The 18,185-nt window shown below is 45.4% G+C and carries 21 protein-coding genes and 2 pseudogenes; 20 read left to right on the top strand and 3 right to left on the bottom strand.

What is annotated here, in order from left to right; all coding sequences use genetic code 11:
• Nucleotides 1-234 precede the first annotated feature (234 nt).
• The gene (locus EHV15_RS08650; protein ID WP_128630848.1) at nt 235-540 is read left to right on the top strand and encodes a hypothetical protein; all 306 of its coding nucleotides are present in this window, start codon (nt 235-237) and stop codon (nt 538-540) included.
• Nucleotides 541-576: 36 nt separating this feature from the next.
• A complete protein-coding gene (locus EHV15_RS08645; protein WP_128630847.1) occupies nt 577-930 on the top strand; it encodes a hypothetical protein in 354 nt (117 codons plus the stop codon).
• Between the two features lie 849 nt (nt 931-1,779).
• Here the strand turns inward: EHV15_RS08645 and EHV15_RS08640 are convergent.
• Nucleotides 1,780-1,977: a YjzC family protein gene (locus EHV15_RS08640; RefSeq protein ID WP_128630846.1), complete on the bottom strand. Its 198-nt coding sequence runs from the start codon at nt 1,975-1,977 to the stop codon at nt 1,780-1,782.
• Between the two features lie 199 nt (nt 1,978-2,176).
• Here EHV15_RS08640 and EHV15_RS08635 point away from each other — a divergent pair, with 199 nt between their 5' ends.
• The 10 genes from EHV15_RS08635 to EHV15_RS08590 all read left to right on the top strand — a co-directional run bounded on the left by EHV15_RS08635 (nt 2,177) and on the right by EHV15_RS08590 (nt 12,029).
• Complete coding sequence (locus EHV15_RS08635; protein ID WP_128630845.1) at nt 2,177-2,728, top strand: TetR/AcrR family transcriptional regulator; 552 nt, start codon at nt 2,177-2,179, stop codon at nt 2,726-2,728.
• Between the two features lie 15 nt (nt 2,729-2,743).
• Nucleotides 2,744-4,330 carry a GH3 family acyl-acid amido synthetase gene (locus tag EHV15_RS08630; RefSeq protein WP_128630844.1) on the top strand — a complete coding sequence of 529 codons (1,587 nt, stop codon included), beginning with the start codon at nt 2,744-2,746 and terminating at the stop codon, nt 4,328-4,330.
• Entirely contained in the window at nt 4,327-5,592 is a 1,266-nt protein-coding gene (locus EHV15_RS08625; protein ID WP_128630843.1) for an MFS transporter, read from the top strand. Before EHV15_RS08630 ends, EHV15_RS08625 begins: the two co-directional genes overlap by 4 nt.
• A gap of 160 nt (nt 5,593-5,752) precedes the next feature.
• On the top strand, nt 5,753-6,037 hold the full coding sequence (rpsF, locus tag EHV15_RS08620; protein WP_068784284.1) for a 30S ribosomal protein S6: 285 nt from the start codon (nt 5,753-5,755) through the stop codon (nt 6,035-6,037).
• A gap of 43 nt (nt 6,038-6,080) precedes the next feature.
• Nucleotides 6,081-6,578: a single-stranded DNA-binding protein gene (gene ssb / locus EHV15_RS08615; RefSeq protein WP_128630842.1), complete on the top strand. Its 498-nt coding sequence runs from the start codon at nt 6,081-6,083 to the stop codon at nt 6,576-6,578.
• A 342-nt stretch (nt 6,579-6,920) separates the two neighbouring features.
• Nucleotides 6,921-7,205 carry a 30S ribosomal protein S18 gene (gene rpsR / locus EHV15_RS08610; RefSeq protein WP_023559051.1) on the top strand — a complete coding sequence of 95 codons (285 nt, stop codon included), beginning with the start codon at nt 6,921-6,923 and terminating at the stop codon, nt 7,203-7,205.
• 214 nt (nt 7,206-7,419) lie between these two features.
• Nucleotides 7,420-8,568 carry a tyrosine-type recombinase/integrase gene (locus EHV15_RS08605; RefSeq protein ID WP_237716596.1) on the top strand — a complete coding sequence of 383 codons (1,149 nt, stop codon included), beginning with the start codon at nt 7,420-7,422 and terminating at the stop codon, nt 8,566-8,568.
• A complete protein-coding gene (locus EHV15_RS08600; RefSeq protein WP_128630841.1) occupies nt 8,565-9,962 on the top strand; it encodes a tyrosine-type recombinase/integrase in 1,398 nt (465 codons plus the stop codon). The genes EHV15_RS08605 and EHV15_RS08600 overlap by 4 nt, the downstream gene beginning before the upstream one ends.
• Entirely contained in the window at nt 9,955-11,586 is a 1,632-nt protein-coding gene (locus EHV15_RS08595) for a tyrosine-type recombinase/integrase (RefSeq protein ID WP_128630840.1), read from the top strand. The genes EHV15_RS08600 and EHV15_RS08595 overlap by 8 nt, the downstream gene beginning before the upstream one ends.
• The gene (locus EHV15_RS08590; protein WP_005828377.1) at nt 11,583-12,029 is read left to right on the top strand and encodes a DUF6262 family protein; all 447 of its coding nucleotides are present in this window, start codon (nt 11,583-11,585) and stop codon (nt 12,027-12,029) included. Before EHV15_RS08595 ends, EHV15_RS08590 begins: the two co-directional genes overlap by 4 nt.
• Before the next feature lie 131 nt (nt 12,030-12,160).
• Here EHV15_RS08590 and EHV15_RS08585 read toward each other — a convergent pair whose 3' ends face one another.
• Together EHV15_RS08585 and EHV15_RS08580 are read right to left on the bottom strand one after the other, a co-directional pair.
• The gene (locus EHV15_RS08585) at nt 12,161-13,057 is read right to left on the bottom strand and encodes a manganese catalase family protein (protein ID WP_054943616.1); all 897 of its coding nucleotides are present in this window, start codon (nt 13,055-13,057) and stop codon (nt 12,161-12,163) included.
• An 82-nt stretch (nt 13,058-13,139) separates the two neighbouring features.
• The gene (locus EHV15_RS08580) at nt 13,140-13,367 is read right to left on the bottom strand and encodes a YuzF family protein (protein ID WP_155615381.1); all 228 of its coding nucleotides are present in this window, start codon (nt 13,365-13,367) and stop codon (nt 13,140-13,142) included.
• Nucleotides 13,368-13,585: 218 nt separating this feature from the next.
• Here EHV15_RS08580 and EHV15_RS08575 point away from each other — a divergent pair, with 218 nt between their 5' ends.
• From EHV15_RS08575 to EHV15_RS08535, 8 genes and pseudogenes are all read left to right on the top strand, one after another.
• The gene (locus tag EHV15_RS08575) at nt 13,586-13,789 is read left to right on the top strand and encodes a hypothetical protein (RefSeq protein WP_101807367.1); all 204 of its coding nucleotides are present in this window, start codon (nt 13,586-13,588) and stop codon (nt 13,787-13,789) included.
• Nucleotides 13,790-13,801: 12 nt separating this feature from the next.
• Nucleotides 13,802-14,032, top strand: a complete 231-nt coding sequence (locus EHV15_RS08570; RefSeq protein ID WP_128630839.1) for a hypothetical protein — start codon at nt 13,802-13,804, stop codon at nt 14,030-14,032.
• Between the two features lie 129 nt (nt 14,033-14,161).
• A complete protein-coding gene (locus tag EHV15_RS08565) occupies nt 14,162-14,686 on the top strand; it encodes a spore germination protein (protein ID WP_178075803.1) in 525 nt (174 codons plus the stop codon).
• A pseudogene (locus EHV15_RS38290) lies at nt 14,644-15,302 on the top strand (spore germination protein). Before EHV15_RS08565 ends, EHV15_RS38290 begins: the two are co-directional and overlap by 43 nt.
• 16 nt (nt 15,303-15,318) lie before the next feature.
• Entirely contained in the window at nt 15,319-15,489 is a 171-nt protein-coding gene (locus tag EHV15_RS36435) for a hypothetical protein (RefSeq protein ID WP_007779739.1), read from the top strand.
• Nucleotides 15,490-15,501: 12 nt separating this feature from the next.
• On the top strand, nt 15,502-15,576 hold the full coding sequence (locus EHV15_RS38285; protein WP_081494688.1) for a CHASE3 domain-containing protein: 75 nt from the start codon (nt 15,502-15,504) through the stop codon (nt 15,574-15,576).
• A gap of 906 nt (nt 15,577-16,482) precedes the next feature.
• Entirely contained in the window at nt 16,483-16,896 is a 414-nt protein-coding gene (locus tag EHV15_RS37885; RefSeq protein ID WP_281281714.1) for a CBO0543 family protein, read from the top strand.
• Nucleotides 16,897-17,117: 221 nt separating this feature from the next.
• A pseudogene (locus EHV15_RS08535) lies at nt 17,118-18,160 on the top strand (YkvI family membrane protein).
• Nucleotides 18,161-18,185 lie beyond the last annotated feature (25 nt).

The following is an 18,185-nucleotide window of genomic DNA, read 5'->3' as shown; positions in this document are numbered from 1 at the left end:
AACAACTATGTGGAAAATTAAAATTGACGGATGTTACGCTTTTTTTGATAAGGGATGATCTGGCGGTATTGAGCGATCTTGAGGCCGAGTGGGAGGTTATTTCGCGGTTGTCGGAGAGTGGGCCGGGCCTGGGAGGCTGTGCATGGAAAACTCCATCAGCTTAGGCGCTACATTAAATCTACACCACTGATAACGAGCTAGACATGTTGATCGCGCATTGGAGGGATGATTCGAGTGAACCTCGTAAAAATCACGGAGATTTGCGAAGACCCCGACGGTTTAGGCGAACCGTTTGTGCTTGTCCACGACGGGATTAGATTAAATGGGAATGTCGCAGTCTACGCGGAGCAATCCGGTGCAGGTACATACCTCGTCGTTGAGAGAGTCAGGGAGGTATTCGGAGGGCTACAAACGGTCGGCGCATTCTGCAGTGTATTGTTTGACGCCAATCTGTCGCAAAAACTAACGATCCAGGAAATCGCTGCTATGTCCGCACTCGAATTATTGGAGGTGCTTGCACATGCGCAAGCCGGTCGCTGATCACGCGGCAATTCCTGGTCGAAAGGAGAGTTACATATGTCGTTGAACCTTGAGCGCGTCTTGGTCATCGACGGCTATTTCTGCGACGATCCGCTTGACTATGATCTTCACCGGGCATGGCTAATCCGCGACGACCTGGCGCTATACTTTAGCGGTGACTATCTCGTTTTACGCGTGGTCAAGCGCTATACAGATACCGTGAACCATCCGCGCCTCTACATCTCGCAAGAACTCAAGGACTTCGTCCGGATCGCGAAGGGGGTCGAACAGACCAACGAGATTGTCGCGGAGGTGGCCGCCTGCCTGCTGCGGATGTCTGCGCTCGACTTTCTGATTAATTGCGTCATGAGTGATTCGGATGCCGGCAAAGAGTTCCGGGTAGTACGTTGATGATTCCGTTGTATCTGGGTAAAAGCAGAACTAAATTACAAAAAACTAGAGAAGTTCTTAGGTGTTCTACATATCACGGATTTAATGGACTATTTTGAATGGGTCAACCTAGAAACCGGCACTCGACTAATTGTCAGGTGGGTAATCCATCATTTGGAGCGAACGGTCCTGCATTCCAGAGCTCCAGTATGTCGCTAACGGTTGTGAGCGAGCTTATTTGGCCGAAAAGACGGGACTTCAATTTTTAACGGTTGTAATCGCGCTTATTTGGGTGAAATAGGCACGAATCCGCAGAAATACGGTAAATAAGCTCTGTCACAACCGTTAAAATTATTTTTCCCTACATTTTAGCGAAATAACGTCGTTCACAACCGTTAGAATGATGGCCCCGCTATTTTAAAACGGTAAAACGCCAGACTGACAGAATCCCACTGCAGGTTGGCGTTTTTATGCATTCACGCAACTTGTTATTTAAGAAGCTTAGCAGGAGGGAGGCCGCGACAATAAAACGCAAAAAACGCAAACCCTAAAGCTAAAGCTAAAGCCCAAACCCCAAAAATAAAGAAGGACCCTTGTGGGCCCTTCCTGGTTGACGGCGAACTGGATTTTTGGAAATCTTTTCACACAAGCCAGAGAACCATTCGATACTGCCTTAGCATACGCGGATTGGAGAAGAGGGGTCTTATCCAACCCGCGCTCTTACGCTTCTACAAGCAGTGACAAGATACTCCTGATGGTTTGTTTCCTGCGGATTGATCCAACGGAACCACACCTCTCTTGCTCGCCGTCTGAGTATATTATGTGCGGGTCTCCGGTTTTTATACGAAGCAAAAAATTGGAAATGGATCATCAATGAACCCGCGCTTTTTCTTCTTTTTTCCACTTCCGGTTTTTGTTCGTGGTTTCCGGGAATTTGTCGCCTTTTTCAAGCGTTATCCGCTTGGGGTTTTCAATTTGCGTATGGAAGCTGCGTCCTTCGCTGACTTCAACGTATACGCCGGGATTGGGGGCTCGCTGTCCTTCTTCAAATTCGGTTTGTTCACCCATTGCAGCTTGCTGCCTCCTTTCAGTTCTTTTGAGGAATATGAAACGTTTTTAGGTTATGTGGCGGGATTCTAATTTAAACCCATAGTCCGATTTACAAATTATTGAAAAAGTAGTACTATAAGCAAGGAAACTGAAAAACGAAAATGAGTTTCCAAGCGTGTCGGATCTTATTAAAGCGAATTGGAGAAGGGGGGGAGTCATGCTGCGGGAACGAATTATCGAAACAGCCTCTCAGCTTATTGGCCGGCATGGTCTGCGGAGGTTTACGCTTGACGATTTGGCCGCACAGCTTGGCATCAGCAAGAAAACCATATACAAGTACTTTTCGGGGAAGGACGAAATCATTTCCGTCTTCTTCGATGAGGTGTTGGGGAGCGATCGAACCAGTACGCTTCAGGAAATGGACAGAGCCACGGAATGGCGGGATCGATTTCGCGCTGTCGTATTTTCCTACCATAAATATAAATTGCCGCTACCCGTTATCGAAGAAGCACGTCTGATCTATCCCCGGGAATGGGAAAAGGTGGAGGCATACCGCCGTTTTAAAGTACGGCTGCTTACCGATTTATTAAACGGGGCTGTGGGGCAAGGATTGCTGAGGCCAACGATTCGTCCGGAAATTCTCATCTATATGATTGAGAAGACGAGTTCCATCATCTATGAGCACCAGTTTCTCCATGATCATGGTTTGACCTTGAAACAAGCTTGGGAAGAAGTGTATCAGGTTCTGATGAAAGGAATTTGCGAATAAAGGGATGATACAAAGATGATTACGAAACAGCGCTTGACCGGGCAATTGTATGAAAATTACAATGCTTTTCGTGAGTCACTTACCGACATTGAAAAAACACAACAAAATTTACTAATATCTATCATACGCAATAATGAATCGACTGAAGTGGGACGCAGATACCGGTTTGCTCAAATCCGCGAGGCGGCTCAGTATCGCCAGGCCGTACCGGTTAGAAGTTATAACGAATACGCCCCTGATTTGGAGGCGGCGCAGTGGAAGCCGGGCGTATTAACCCGCGATCCGATCTTTTACTGGGCAAAAACCAGCGGTTCGTCCGGCACGGCCAAGCTGATTCCGCATACCCGGGAAAGCCTCGACCAGTGGTCTCACGCCGCCACGCGGAATCTAATCGGGTATATGGAATCCGGCGGCGGCTTATTATTGCCGCCCGACGGAAAGGTTTTATCGACGGCGGGGCCGCGGCGGGTTGGGGAAATCAACGGGGTTCCGGTCGGCTATATTTCCGGGATCATGAGCTCCTACAACCCAAGGCTGAGGGATATTAACCCGGTCCCCGATTCGGTGATGGAGCTTGACGATTACGACCGCAGAATGTTTGAAACGGCCAAGTACGCGCTAAAGCATAATATTGTCGGGATTGGCGGGATTACCAGCTTCTCGCTGAACTTATTGAATTATATCAAATACCGGAGCGGCAGCTTGTTTTCGTGCTTGCCCGAATACCGTGAGACGGTGCGGGCGGCGATGGACAGTGATGGCAATATCGATTTATTGAAGCTGTGGCCCAACTTCCGGGTGATGTTGTCTACCGGCGTACTTTACGATACGTTCATTCCGCAAATCCGGCAATTGCTGGGCGACGGCGTATGGGTCAGCGACTTTTATTCCGGCACCGAAGGGGCGTATGGCTGCGTTTATTCCGAACAGGACCCGGGGCTTACGCTGAACGCGGATTTGTATTACTTTGAATTTCGCGATCCGGAAAGCGGCAGCGTCTGCCCCTTGGCGGAAGTGAAGCAGGACGTGCCTTATGAAATGATCATTACGGGCTCTAATGGGTTGTACCGCTATACCACTGGTGATGTGGTGAGATTCGTGTCGGCCAATCCGCCGCAGGTCAAAGTCGTCGGACGGACGGTGTCCATGGTCAATATAACGGGGGAGAAGCTGAATGAAGCGGAGATTGCTCAAGCCGTAAATCAGGCTGCCGCCCGGCTCAAGCTGAAGGCGGGGCCTCATCTGTTTTTCGGCTGGATGGACCGGGATTGCTTTGTCCATCATTGTTTGGGAATTGAAATGGGGGAGGCTCTGCCGCAGGAGACGATGACCGGATTTATGGACGCCTTTGCGGCGGTGTTGAAAGACATCCGCATCGCCTACCGCAACTATTCGCAAACGATCATTAAACCTCCGCATTATGTACAATTCCGGCCGGGAACGTTTACCGAGTTGGAGCGGCAAAGAAGCGAACAAACGGGAATCACCGGCCACATTAAAGTAAAGGCTGTGGTTACGCCGCAATTTTTCCGGGAACATATCGATAAATCTTGGATTGTCAATCAAGATATGCCGCAGGATTGGGAGCAGACGATTCAATGAACGGCATCGGCAAACACACGACAGAAGGTTTTACAAGAGCAGGGCTTGCTTTTCTGCTTATACTTAGCATCGCGGTCAGCATCCGGCAGGTCGCGATGACGATGGTGATGCCGTTTATATCGGTTTATTCCAAATCGCTGAGCGGATATACGCCGACGCTCGCCGGGATAGCGCTGGGCATATTTGGTCTGGCGCAGGCGGTTTTTCAGATTCCGTTCGGATTATGGAGCGATAAGATCGGCAATAAAAAGGTTATTTTGATCGGATTTGCCCAGGTCATCGTCGGGCTGGTCCTCGCTTATTACGCCACCAGCATCTACTGGCTGATTGCGGCTCGTGCGCTCCAGGGGAGCGGGGCGGTCATAGCCGTGGTATTTTCCTGGATATCCGCCGGATTGGACGAACGGCTGCGTCTGAAAGCGATGAGCATCGCGAGCGCTAGCATCGGCTTTGCCGCTGCGGCCTCGTTTGCCTTTGGACCGATGGTGCACCGGATATTGACCGTCAACGAAATGTTTCTGGCGTGCGCCTTCATTATTACTGTAAGCTGGCTGCTCATTTTGTTCTTTTTAAAGGAGCCTGCGGGGGAGCCAAAAGGGACGGCGACAGATCAGCCTGCAGGGGATAATGTTCCGCTCGGTTTAAAACCGTTGGTAAAGAGTTTGCTGAAAAATAAAGCTTACTTAAAATTAAACGCAGCTGCCTTTATCAACAATTATGTGATGGTGGCCGTGTTTTACATTGTTCCGATGTATCTGCAGACGATCACGGGAACGGATGGAATGTGGAAGGTGTTTATGCCGGCGGTGGTTATAGCGATCATCGCTTTAAAATTTTCCGGGCGAATCGCGGCCAAAGGGTACCGCTATATTTTGCTGCAGGCTGCTTTTTTGCTCTGTGCCGTCGGCATCGCTTTGTTCTACAAGCCGAGCTACGGGTTTATTTTGGCGGGAAGTGTATTGTTTATGGTTTGTTACATCTGTGTGTCCACGATCGCCCAAAGCTGTGTCAACGATATGGCCGACGCCGGCTATCGGGGAACGACCAACGGGATATTCAACAGCATTCAATATCTGGGGTCATTTATCGGCTCGCTCGTTACGGGCGCCGCTTGGGAAATCGGGCCCCATCTCGCGCTGGCCATAACTCTGGCGATTGCCGTCTTGGGGATTGCCGTGATGCGGGGAACTTACGGCGCAAAGTCCAATAAATTCAAAGATTTGACGGGGGCGGGGAAAACGGAAAGCCAGGGCGGCCGTTAAACCGCGGCAGTTTATATCTCAGGGCCGCTTCGGCCCTTTTTAGGCTTATGCTTGCAGTAGCACGGTCAATTTGGTATATTAATATGGTGCGAGTTTACGCTCGCTCCTTGCTCCCAGGCGCAGCAATTTGGGGGCCATAGTCCAAGAGGAGGTGAATCAGATGCGCAAATATGAAGTGATGTACATTATTCGTCCTGACGTTGAACAAGAAGCTGTTCAAGCTACAGTCGAAAAATTCCAAGGCATCATCCAAAACGGCGGTGAAATTACCAAACACGATGTAATGGGCAAACGCCGGCTTGCGTATGAGATTAACAAGGTTCGCGACGGAATTTACGTGCTCGTAAATTTCACGGCTACCCCTGAAGTGGTTGCCGAGCTTGAGCGGATTTTGAAGATTTCCGACGAGGTTATCCGTTATCTCATCACGAAAGACGTAGCCTAATTGTTCAAGTTTGAGTAAACACTTCCCGAAGGAGGGGATTTGATTGTTGAACCGTGTCATTCTAATCGGACGTCTTACCCGGGATCCCGAGCTTCGCTATACGCCTTCCGGCGTGGCGGTGACTCAGTTTACGATTGCGGTGGACAGACCGTTCACTTCGCAGGGAGGAGAACGGGAAGCGGATTTCATTCCGGTTGTCACCTGGAGGCAACTCGCCGAAACTTGCGCGAACTATTTGCGCAAAGGGCGGCTTACGGCGGTGGAAGGACGTATTCAAGTACGGAATTACGAAAATAACGAAGGCAGACGTGTATACGTAACCGAAGTTATTGCCGACAATGTCCGTTTCTTGGAGTCGAATCGCGAAGGCGGCTCAGGTGGTGGAGGCGGCATGCGGGAGGAGTCTCCTTTCGGAGGCGGCGGCAGCAGCAGCGGTGGCAACAACCGCAGCGGCGGCGGATTCTCGCGCAGCAATCAAGATGATCCTTTCTCCGATGACGGGAAACCGATCGATATTTCGGATGACGATCTGCCATTTTAGAGAGCGTAACATCTGAGAGCAAGAAAATGCTTTAAGACCTCAGTAAAACAAGGGGTTTTAAAGCATTTTAACTGTGTAATGGTAATCTTCATTTACGACCAGCATCCACGGTTTATTAAGATCGCATGATGTTGAGTAAAGTGTGTAATACGTTATGACAGTCAATGTAGTCTAGTGATGATGACCATCCTTATTTCAAGATGTGGGTGCAGCCCCGTAGTGAGAAGTTGGGTGTGGGTAAGTCGTAAGACTTATCCACACCCAACTTTGAACTAGGGGATAGCCAGAGAAAGCTTATTACGTTTGACCAATATGCATAATGAAAGGAACGAGAGTATAACAATGGCATTTGCACAAAGAAATGACGAAGAACGTGGCGAAAGAAAGTTTGCTCCACGTAGAGGTGGCAAAGGTAAACGTAGAAAAGTTTGCTACTTTACAGTCAATAAAATTACTCATATTGATTACAAAAATACGGAAGTTCTTAAAAAGTTCATTAGTGAACGGGGGAAGATTCTTCCTCGCCGTGTGACTGGAACAAGCGCAAAATATCAACGTGCTTTAACAGTTGCAATTAAACGTGCTAGGGCGGTAGCGTTGCTTCCGTACACAACGGATAATATCTAGGAAAAAGGTGTGTTGGCCTTATGGCAACACACCTTTTTCTATGGCAGCACAAAAGAGTTCATTGTACCCGCGGCGGAAGAGCATTGCATATGCGAATCGTTCCTTTTGTTTCTTGAGTTTAGTCCGGAACTCAACTATGATAATTGACAATTAGCTCCATAATAATAGATGATGGATGATATATACACTCAAGTTCGGTTAAAGTGGGAAAACATTGGCTGAACATCATATAGTATTGATCTTGGTGGTGATGAATATGGGTAATCTGAAAATTGAAAAAACTCTCAATGAGGCCGGAAAACGAAATGTAGTAGTTGTGGATGAGGACTACAACATTGTCGAGGAAATAACATTGTTTCTTCACTATTTAGAAGAGAAGGGGCACTCTGAGAACACAATCGAAGGTTATAGTAGAGACTTAAAGGAATATTTCACTTGGTTAAACGAAGTGGGGCTTAAATTTTACGAGGTTAGGAAAGCGGATATGTTTTCTTGGCTTGAGTATTTGAAAACGAAAGTCGGAAAGACGGACAAAGAGAAATCTGCAAAGACAAAGAATAAGTATATGGCAACAATAGCCTCATTTTATCGATTTTATGAAGTGATTGGGGGCTTTGTGACGGAGAACCCATTAACTTATAAAGATGATTCAAAAAACAGACATTTCCTAGTTCAGAAAGTTAGTCGTAAAGATATGGGTTTTAATTTCTTCCGAGTTAAAGAGAAAAAATCAGTTAAGGGTAAGCGTTTGACTCGGGAACAGGTTGAAAAGCTCTATCAAGGACTTGAGATGTTACAGTCAGATGAGAGCTTAAATGCCCGAAATCAGTTATTGTTCAGATTTCTTTATGAAACGGGTTGCCGGATTAGTGAGGCATTAGGTCTTCGTATAGGTGATTATGAGATTCAAACAAAAGTTGGGGTTATAAAGGTAAAAGAGCATGATCCACTATACCATAAAGACCACAACATCAAATCACTAGAAAGGGAAATACCCGTCAGCAGAGATATTGTCTTTGCCATAGAGGATTATATCTTGTATCATCGCCCTGATGATGGAAAACATCTTACGATATTTGTGAATCATGAAACCAGCCCTGGCCAATATATGATCCGCGATACGATAACAAAGCTCTTCAATAAGCTATCTGAACAAGTGGGTATTAAATGCACTCCTCACATGCTTAGGCACACCCATGGAACCGAACTCACCGAATCGGGATTTGATATGCGTTATGTCCAAGATAGGTTAGGTCATAATGATGTTAAGTCTACGAGTAAGTATCAACATTTGTCGCTTGAAGCGAAAACAACGGCATATGAAAGCTTCATGCGTCAGAGAAGGAGCGCGGAGTTGAATTGAGTAGAGCGTATATTTCAACAGTTGATACAAAAACTGATAGATGGGAGGTTCCGTATCAATCGAGTTATGGTGATAAATTATCTTTTGAATTTTCATATTTGCCAAATAAATGGTTCAAGAAAATACATAAGCAAATAACAATTGAATGCATGAGTCTAGGGAAGCCGAGCGTCGAAACACTGTATCGATATAATTATTCATTGAAACGGTTCTTTGAATTCCTGAAAGAATACAACTTGAAAATTATGGATTATGCCGATTTATCGCACCAAATTACTCAAATGTATATTTATTATTTACAACAGATTCATTTAGCAAACTCTACAAGATCGGTTGCTATGTCTGCACTAAAATGGGTAGTAGAACATGGGCAGTTTTTTGAGTATGATGGTTTTCCGGAGGGACAGGTTTTTGATGGAGATGAGTACCAAGCACTGAAGCAAGATGATGTTTTAAGGACAAGGTATATACCCGATAATGTAATGGAACAGATTGAAATAGCTTTAAAAAAGGAGAATAACATCCTCTTGAAGTCTATTGTGGAGATCGGCATCGATTCGGGAATAAGGCTTTCAGAGGTTTTGGACCTAACCGAGGGTTGTATAACTGAAGATTTTACAGGAAAACCCGTATTGTATGTTTTCTCTCCGAAAAATAAGGCTGACAGATATATCCCCGTATCAAATCGAGTCAAACGGGCAGTTCAACTACTTGAACAATACTCAGAAGTGGCCAGGAAAGAACTTGCAACAAACTACATTTGTCTTTACTGGCAAAAACGGAATATACGGTACGCCAGACTGCTCCAAAAAATATTTCGAGATAAACTTTATCGGTTTGTCAAAAAGTATGATATCAGAGATAACAATGGCGAATTATACCCATTAACCTTTCACGCATTTAGGCATACGCTTGGAACGGACATGCTAAATAAGGGCATGAGCATGTTTGAAATTCAAGAATATCTAGGTCACGAATCATTGCACTCCACAAGCTTATATGCAAAAGTCCAAAATCCAAAAGTTGAAAGCGAATATAAAAAGCTTGGATTTATTGGCATGATAGTCAAGGAAATCAATGAGAAGGAACTTGGTCAAGGAAAGAATCTCGACACGGAAACGCTATTGTCTGCTTCATTGCCTGATGGGGCTTGTCAGAAGCCGATAAATAATGAGGGCAAGATATGCTCTAAATTTAATATGTGCGTGATCTGTCCTAAGTTTATCACGACTCCCGAACACTTACCAATTCATAAAGACCATTTGGATCGTCTCAGAGCCAACAGAGAGGCATATATGGCTCAGGAGTATATCGGGAAGACACATCATCTTGAGACTGTTGAATACGCCTTAGAAACGATTATAGGGCGTTTGGAGGCGATGCAGAGTGGTTGAAAGTATAAAGCTTCAATTGTTTGATTACAACCCCCTAATACCCCAATCAGATTTCCGTTGCGGTAATAGTAAATTCTCAGACAATGTATGGGATTTTAACGGATTTATTAATGTAGAGCATTTGTCTGGCAAGAGGCTTATGATTGATTTTGAATTTGTTGTTGATAAGCCCAAAATGCTAGAAGTAATAAAATGGTTTATGCATCATGAGTTAACCACGGGCAAGTTTTCAACTGCCAAACGAAATTTAGACGGTGTTGTTCGATTTTCTAAATTTATAAAAGAATATGCGCCGGAAGTGGAGTCGTTTTCAGAAATTGATCAGATTTTATTGGAGATGTATTTTACGTATTTGCCTGAAGCGAAAAGCGAGACAAGCGGTCAGTTAATAAGTTCTGTTTCAATCAAGAAAAGTGCATTGGCGTTAAAAGAAATCTTATTAAAGGGAAATATTAAAGGCTGGGATGTTCCAAAAGATGTTCGATTTGTTCAGGGTATGTACAATGAGCTCATTATTAATAACAAAGCGTTAAAGAAGGATGCCAAGCAAGCAGAGCAAGTAAACATTGATAAAATTTCGGACGAACAGTTGATCGATCAGATATTGCGTAAAGCAGTAAGTGATTTAGATATGGACGAAAATATACTTGTTGCAGCTAGCGTAGTAGTTGGATTGCAGCTTGGACTTCGCATTAGCGAAATCATTACGATGTATAATGCCTCCATTGAGCCAATTGGCGGAGAAACTAAATTAGTATACAACACCGGTAAACTGCAAGCCGAACCTACGAGGGTGTATAAACCAGCGAATGCCCTTGTCGTACAAGCCATTACGAAAGTTGAAAAATACACGGCTCCGTTAAGAAAAGAATCGGGCTTACCGTATTTATTTCTTAATCGAATACGTAATGTCAAAGGATATCCCGTGGGTATAGTTTCCCATGCAAATTGGTCAAAGAATTTTCTAAGACCCTGGCTTCAAAAACACAATCTCCGATATAAAAATGGAGATATTGCTGATTTTTCATCTCATACATTCCGCCACGCTTGCGCTACGTATGCTTTAAAAGGCGGGGCCTCTCTGGAAACCATACGGGAATTGTTAAATCACAAGTCCATTAGAGGTACACAGCACTATACACACCTGCTTCAAGAGGATGTAAGGAACAAGTTCGCGAAAGTATTCAATGAAGGCGCAGTTCTTGTTGGTAAGCAGGCTCTTCAAATAAAAGAAAAACTTAAAGTAATTAACCCATTCAAAGGAAAGACCATCGAACAAGTTGATAAATTGCGTAAAGCGCATAAGATTCAAATTTTGTCACATGGACTTTGTCTTCACCATCCAATGCGAAATGAACCTTGTGAAGGCGACGGGGTATGTTTAGGATGCCGCAATTTTTTGACTACTCCGGACTTTCTTGAAGTTCATAAAGGCCGGTTGAAAAAAATTCGTAGCGAATTGGCATCTGCACCTGCTGGAGGTCCTTATGAGAACAAGTTAAAGACAATTGAAAAATACCTCGTAGGAATTATTGATGAGTTGGAAACCCAGGTGAATTATTCCGGAATTGATAATCATTCAGATTACAATATCACACCAAGCGAATGGGAGGGAATGGCATGAGTGACCCTTCTAAAGAAAATAAACTCGTTACACTGGAGCGTATCGAACAAGCAATAACAAACCTCCGAAAAGGAAAGAAAAAACTGTCCATATCAGCGATTGCTAAAAAAGCTGGCATTGAGCGAAAGACGATCTATAATCGTCCTGATCTTAAGGAACGCTGTGATCAAGCCATTTTGCTGCAGATGGAAATTGAAAAAGGGGCAGAAGAAATTGCAGCTACTGCAATCGAAACGTCAACCAGACCAAGCGGCAAAAGATTGCTTGAGAATCGGTATGAAAAAGTTAAGCAGGCGCTTCAGAATGAGAAGGAAAAGAACGAGAAACTTCTGGAAATATGCAGAAAACATGTCATAGAGAAAGCACAACTAAAATCTCGCATCGAATATTTAGAAAATAAAATTCAAGAACTAAGGGATAGGCAATTGAAACCATTCAAATAAAGGCTTGTGCTTGACCGCCACCATGTGACGAGCCGCACGCTGGGAGTCGCGCGCGGCTAATAGAAATAAATAAAGGTTTCGTATACATGCCATATAAGCAGCAACCCTTACCCGTATAGGAACGCAACACCTTACAATCCGGCGAGCTTTTGCAGCCGTTGGGCAATCTGCATAAAATCCTCATTCGAGATGCCAGGGGCAAATTCTTCCGGCACTTCTTCAAGATCGGGCACTTCCCCTCCTTGGGGAACTCCTCTGACGACTTCCAATCGCTCTCCGTCGGAAGGGTGGGATCCTTTCCAGATTTGAGCGATATCTTCATAGTCTGAATCGCTAAACGTATACAACTTTCGATGAATTCCCTGTTCTTCGTATTTGCGGGTCGCATCAAATGCCCGATTCTCTAGATTGGGAATAGGGAGCATTTTTTTGACGTCGACTCCGGTCATGATTTCGAGCGCCTTCGCGTAAGCAAGCACATGAACTCCCCCGCGGACCAGCAAGTAACCCGTCATTTCGCGGGCGACAGGATGATCTGTCATCTCGTACACGCGCATCTTATGGGTGCGGGCGCCGCATTCGAGAAAAAAGTTATGCAGCAGATCAAGTACCAGATTGCCACTGTTAAAGACATAATCACCGTTCCATGCTTTGCCCATCGAATCGCCGGGCAACGAGGTTTGAGCCGTTGCAATAAAATGGTAGGTATTGCGTTTGTCAAGCCCGTTGCGCAGAGGAGCCGCATCCGGATCTGCCGGAAATGTGGAACCGGACAGGCATAAATTAATGGAATTCATCACCAATTCCACATGGCCAACCTCCTCCGCCGTAATGCTGGCCACAAGTTCATAAAAGGGCTTCAGCTTTTTTTTGCTGCGAAAATTCGAAGATTGGACCAAATAATTATTCAACGTAGACATCTCCCCGAAACGGCCGCCTAATAGTTCCTGCACAGCCGCCGCGGCGTTGGCGTCCGGATGTTTGGGAACAGGCAATGCAATGGGCAATCGATTGATGCGCTTGAACATGGCGGACATCATCCCCTTATCAGATTAATAGTTCTTATTATCTTTATGACAGGGAACGTTTGTCTCATGCCGCGCCGGAGTGCTAAGAGGGCATAACCCAAATCATTTGCTGCGTGCGCAGAAAAAATGAGGAATTGTCTGTTTGCAGCAAGACATGATCCGGTTTCACGTCGGTTATCGTACCCCGAACAGGGCCCCGAAACGTTTCAATAACCACCGGCTTTCCTTGAAGCGAGCGCAAGGTGTGATAAAAATACGGGTCAACCAAGGTTACTGTGGATAATGCGGGATTTGCCGTTTCCCTGTACATTCCATTCGGATAAGCATACACGATGAAATCTCCTCCTCATTCTCGTTACCATTTAGCCTATGCCGAAGTAAGGAAGGTTGTGTCTCCGCCTGCGTATAGACAAACAACCCGATAAAAATGACCGGAAACCGGGCGGATGCCGGTGTCGCTTCTACACGTCTGCCATAGACTGATGCTGTAAGTTCAAAATTTACCTACCCAAGGAGGAATGGTATCGAATGCAGTTTACTAAACAGGCAATGCCCATGTTTACGCATGACCACGCCGTTTATGTCAGGCAAATGCACGACTGGCACATGAAAATGGCTCAATATCACGACCAATTGCGTGCCTTTCATCTGGAAAGAGCGAAACAATTTCAAAAGCTGGCCGAAGAAAGAGCGAAAACGTCAGAAATATCCAGCGATACCAGCGCCGCTTAAAGGCGAACCGACATGGAGCGATGTGATGAGTTGGCAGCATTCCGAATCAAAATCTGGGACCGTTATGTAACCCTTCGTTCCCAATATGGAACCCGGATGCCCTTGTCTTTCGATCAGTTCTGGTACGACTTTTTGGCCAGGCACATGATATCCGACAGCAAGGTTGAGAAAGTGTATGAGGACTTCTGCAACAACTGGGAGAAGCAGTGTTCGCAAAATGTTCACGATTCAAGCCACCGGTAGTAAAATCGGTGGTTTTTTCACGAACCGACTCATAATCTCAAGACTGCCAACAACCCGGAACTGCGAAGCATGTTTTTTGTTATATCGGGAAAAATAATACATGGACTGAACGCGAAAGGCAGGGAGACGATGCGTTGGATCGGTTGGTTTAAAAAGCAAGACAAAAGCGATACGCCAAAAGAAGCCGATACCCAACCTCCTGCAGGTAACTTGTCTCCGCAGCACGTGCAGCAATTGTTTCACGATATTCACGATGCACAAGTGCATGAGTTGGATGCGGGAGGGCGGAAAGTCAAGCTGTTCTACATCCGTTCCTTTGTGGATCAAAATCAGGTCGAAAGCGACATCGTGCTTCCCCTTTTGCACGCCCCGGACGAACAAGCAGGACAAAAGGTGATTTCCGAAGATCGGGTGGAAGTAACGACGCTGCAGCAAACCGAAGAGCTCATCTTGCAAGGAGGAATCCTTGTTTTTGATGAAATCGGGAACGTTTGTGCAATCAAAAAGCAGAATCAGTTGGGCCGCGCCATCGATTCTTCCGAGCAGGAATCGATTGTGTACGGCCCTAAAGACAGCCTAACCGAGCAGTTGGACAAAAGCTTGAGCTTAATTTGTTTCAATCCCCAGAAGACTATGTACATCGCTGGTTGGTAAGCACCTTCCTGCGGGGACTTCGTTTTGTCGCGTTTGTAATTGCTTTGTTTTTGACCCCGGCTTACGTAGCGGTGACGGTTCATCATTATCAGGTGGTTCCTTTGGAGATGCTATTTCTTCTGATGTAATCACGGAGTGAAATTCCATATCCACCGTTCTGGGAGGCGCTGCTCATGCTGCTGACTCTGGAAATATTAAAGGAAGCCAGTATGCGCATGCCCACCAAATCCAGCCAAACACTCGGCATCGTAGGCGGTATTGTCATCGGTCAAGCAGCCGTGGAGGCGGGAATCGCAAGCAACGTGATGGTGATTGTAATCGCCATTTCCGCCATGCCTCCTTTCTCGTTCCCAATTATTTAATGACAAATGCGAGCAAGCTTCTTCAATTTTCACTGTTGATTCTGGCGGCATGGCTTGGCATGTGGGGTATCGGTCTTGGTTTGATCTGGTTCTGCATCCACCTGCATGGACTGACTTCGCTCGGGCAGCCGTACTTGCAACCACTTAGCCCGTTTTTTGCTAGCGACTGGAAAGATACAGTGCTTCGTTTGCCGCTATCCAAAATGCGTACAAGGCCAGCTTATTTGAAGACGTTGCAACGGCGATGCGCGTAACCGGGAGGAAACCGTGATGTCCCCCCCTGTGCGTCCGGTCAGTTTGTATTCGATTTCAGCGCCTTTCGGATTTTTGTCCCTCGCTTTCTGGGCAAACCGGATGCAGATGGCTGCATTCCAGAAGGAAACCGAGTTTATTACGAATCATGATATGGAAGTACACAGCCTGGCTCAATCCATCGAATAAGATCTTGTCGATATGGAAACGGGCCAGCGTGGTTTTGTGATAATCGGAGAAGCGCAATATTTGGATCCTTATAATAACGGGAATTAAAACTGGCAGACGTACTATGACGCTCTGTTCGGACTTGTCGCCGATAACCCGGACTAGCAGGAAAAACTGAAATTCAAGTCGCCGGAGAGAAAGTGATTGCTTTGCTCGCTTCGCGCGTTAGTTGGAAAATTCAAAGGATAATTTTTGAAGACAACTTATCCTGCGAAATAGGACCAAAGCCCGGCTGTTGTCCAATATGGACAGATCCGGTCTTTGATATTTGTATGCGGGGGCTGGAGTAGATTGGATCAAAGTGGAACTTTCACGATGCGGATTGCTGCTTGGCGGAATAGGATAATTCGTTTCTGGACAACTTAAATGCTGTTTGCATAAATTTGGAAAGGTGGATACCTGCATGTCACCAACATCCAGTACAAGCGTTGAAAACCGGACTACCTCTGCCCCAAGACAACCGAATCGATGCAAAAATTGCATCTGGGGCAACTGGGATGGACTGAAACAATTTTGTTCAAAACCTGTCTGCATTAAGAATCAACCGCTATAATTGAAAAACGCCAACAAATGTCAAGGAGAGGGATGAGTTTCCATTTAGCCATTGCTTTGTGGACAGTATTGTGTTTCCGCTGAAAGGTAACGTCCAACTTCTGGCGGGATTGCCTGTTCAGAAGTTGCTGAATATAATGACCGTATTCACAGGAATCGAAAAGGATGCGTCCTCATTATGTTGGCCTGCAGGAACGGGATACTCGAAGCCATAGCGAGATTGAAAGAGTCCGCCATCGCTTGGGGCAATCGATACGAAGAGCGAGCGGCTTTCTGCAAGGCTTGGCGACCGCTTCAGGATTTTCGAAACGGTTCCTGCCGTGCTGCACCAAGAAGTCGACAAGACGTTGGACAGACATCTCAGCAAGCTCTTCGATCGATTCGAACTCCTGGCTATTTTGAATCGGATTTCGGGATAAGAGAACTACGGGACAGTTTCTCCTATCCGGGTTTATGATGATTATCGTGTCGTCGTGGCTGGACCAGCTTGGGATTGCCATGGGACTTTGGCATTATCACTGGGAAGTCATACCATTCATGCCCGCTAATTTTCCATGGAATTTTTCACTTCTTCCCGTCACGGTTATGTTCTTACACCAGTACAAGTCTGGCATACATCCGTTGTTCAAAGCTCTCCTATTTGGGGGATTTTCCGCTTTTGTGGCCGAGCCGGTCTCACAAATGGCCGATTTATACCACCCCGTTCACTGGAAACATACATATTCGTTTCCTATCTATGTGGGGCTATATCTGCTGGCTTCGAGCATCGCCAAGCGGGGCGTTGATTGCACAGATTCATCCTCGGTAGATAAATAAAGGCCAAAACCATAAGTTTACCGATTCCAAAAATCATGCCCAGATTCATGAGCTGCATATTTACCATGTCATTGTTAAAGACTCAAGTTTGTTAATTGATGATCTACCGGACCACTATCGTTTCTCGTCATAACGGCTGACAACGAGTTCCTTTTGGAATAAGCAATTTTTTTAAGCATAGAATTTAATGATTCTATTCTCTACCAGGACATGGGTGAAATATGAAGAAAAAAACAAATATGATAATACAAATCGCCGCGACATATACGGGAACCGTGGTGGGAGCCGGATTTGCCTCAGGACAGTCGATTATGCAGTTTTTCACGGTATACGGAGCCTATGGGGTATTAGGCATTTTATGCAGCACCTTTCTTTTTGTATGGATCGGCACTAAAATGATGATTCTAGCTCACCAGATCAAAGCATTTTCATATCAGGAGTTTAATGTTTATCTGTTTGGCAAGAGTTTCGGCAAAGTCGCAAATGCCTTGACTTTTATTATTCTATTTGGGGTAACGGCCGTGATGCTTTCAGGTACCGGTACCATTTTCGAAGAACAACTCCGTCTACCCTATCAACTGGGTATTATCATCAGCATCATTTTGTGTTATCTGGTGATGACGAAGGAAATCAGCGGAATTATGTTCGTAAACTCGTTAGTCGTTCCCATGATGCTTTTTTTCACTATTCTCCTTGTCGTAAAGGTTGTCAGAATAGACAATATTTTTGATATAGTCGGTTGGCAGAACCAACAACTGTACAATTTGAAGTGGTCGTGAGTCCGTTTGTGTATGCAGGATTGAATTTTGCTTTTATTTTAGCCGTTATGGTTCCTCTAGGGAGTGAGGTGGATGACGAAAGCGCATTAAAATGGGGAGGGTTTTGGGGAGGCATTGGTCTTGGTTTTATGCTTCTTGTCAGCCATTTTGCAATGAGCTCAAAGATGCCCGAGATTCTTCAATACGATATTCCGATGGCCGAGATTATTCGAGATTTCGGGCGGTATTTTCATGTATTGTTTTTGCTCGTAATCTATGGAGAAATATTCACCACATTGATAGGCAATGTATTCGGAATTTCTCGTCAAATCCAAAGTCTTTATAATCTTCCTAAAAGTTGGTTGGTTCTTGGCATATTACTTGCTAGTTTTTTGATTAGTCAAGCCGGGTTCACCTCCTTACTTGCTTATCTTTATCCGCTATTTGGGTATATGGGTTTGATACTTCTTATTTTTTTAGCAGTTCAACGGATGCCCAGGGACTAAGTCTCCATATTTTTATAAGTTGATT

The sequence above is a fragment of the Paenibacillus oralis genome, assembly GCF_003863965.1.
GTDB classification, from domain to species: Bacteria; Bacillota; Bacilli; order Paenibacillales; family Paenibacillaceae; genus Fontibacillus; species Fontibacillus oralis.
Note: the sequence above shows the minus strand (reverse complement) of the source record. Positions and strands in the feature narration are given on the sequence as shown.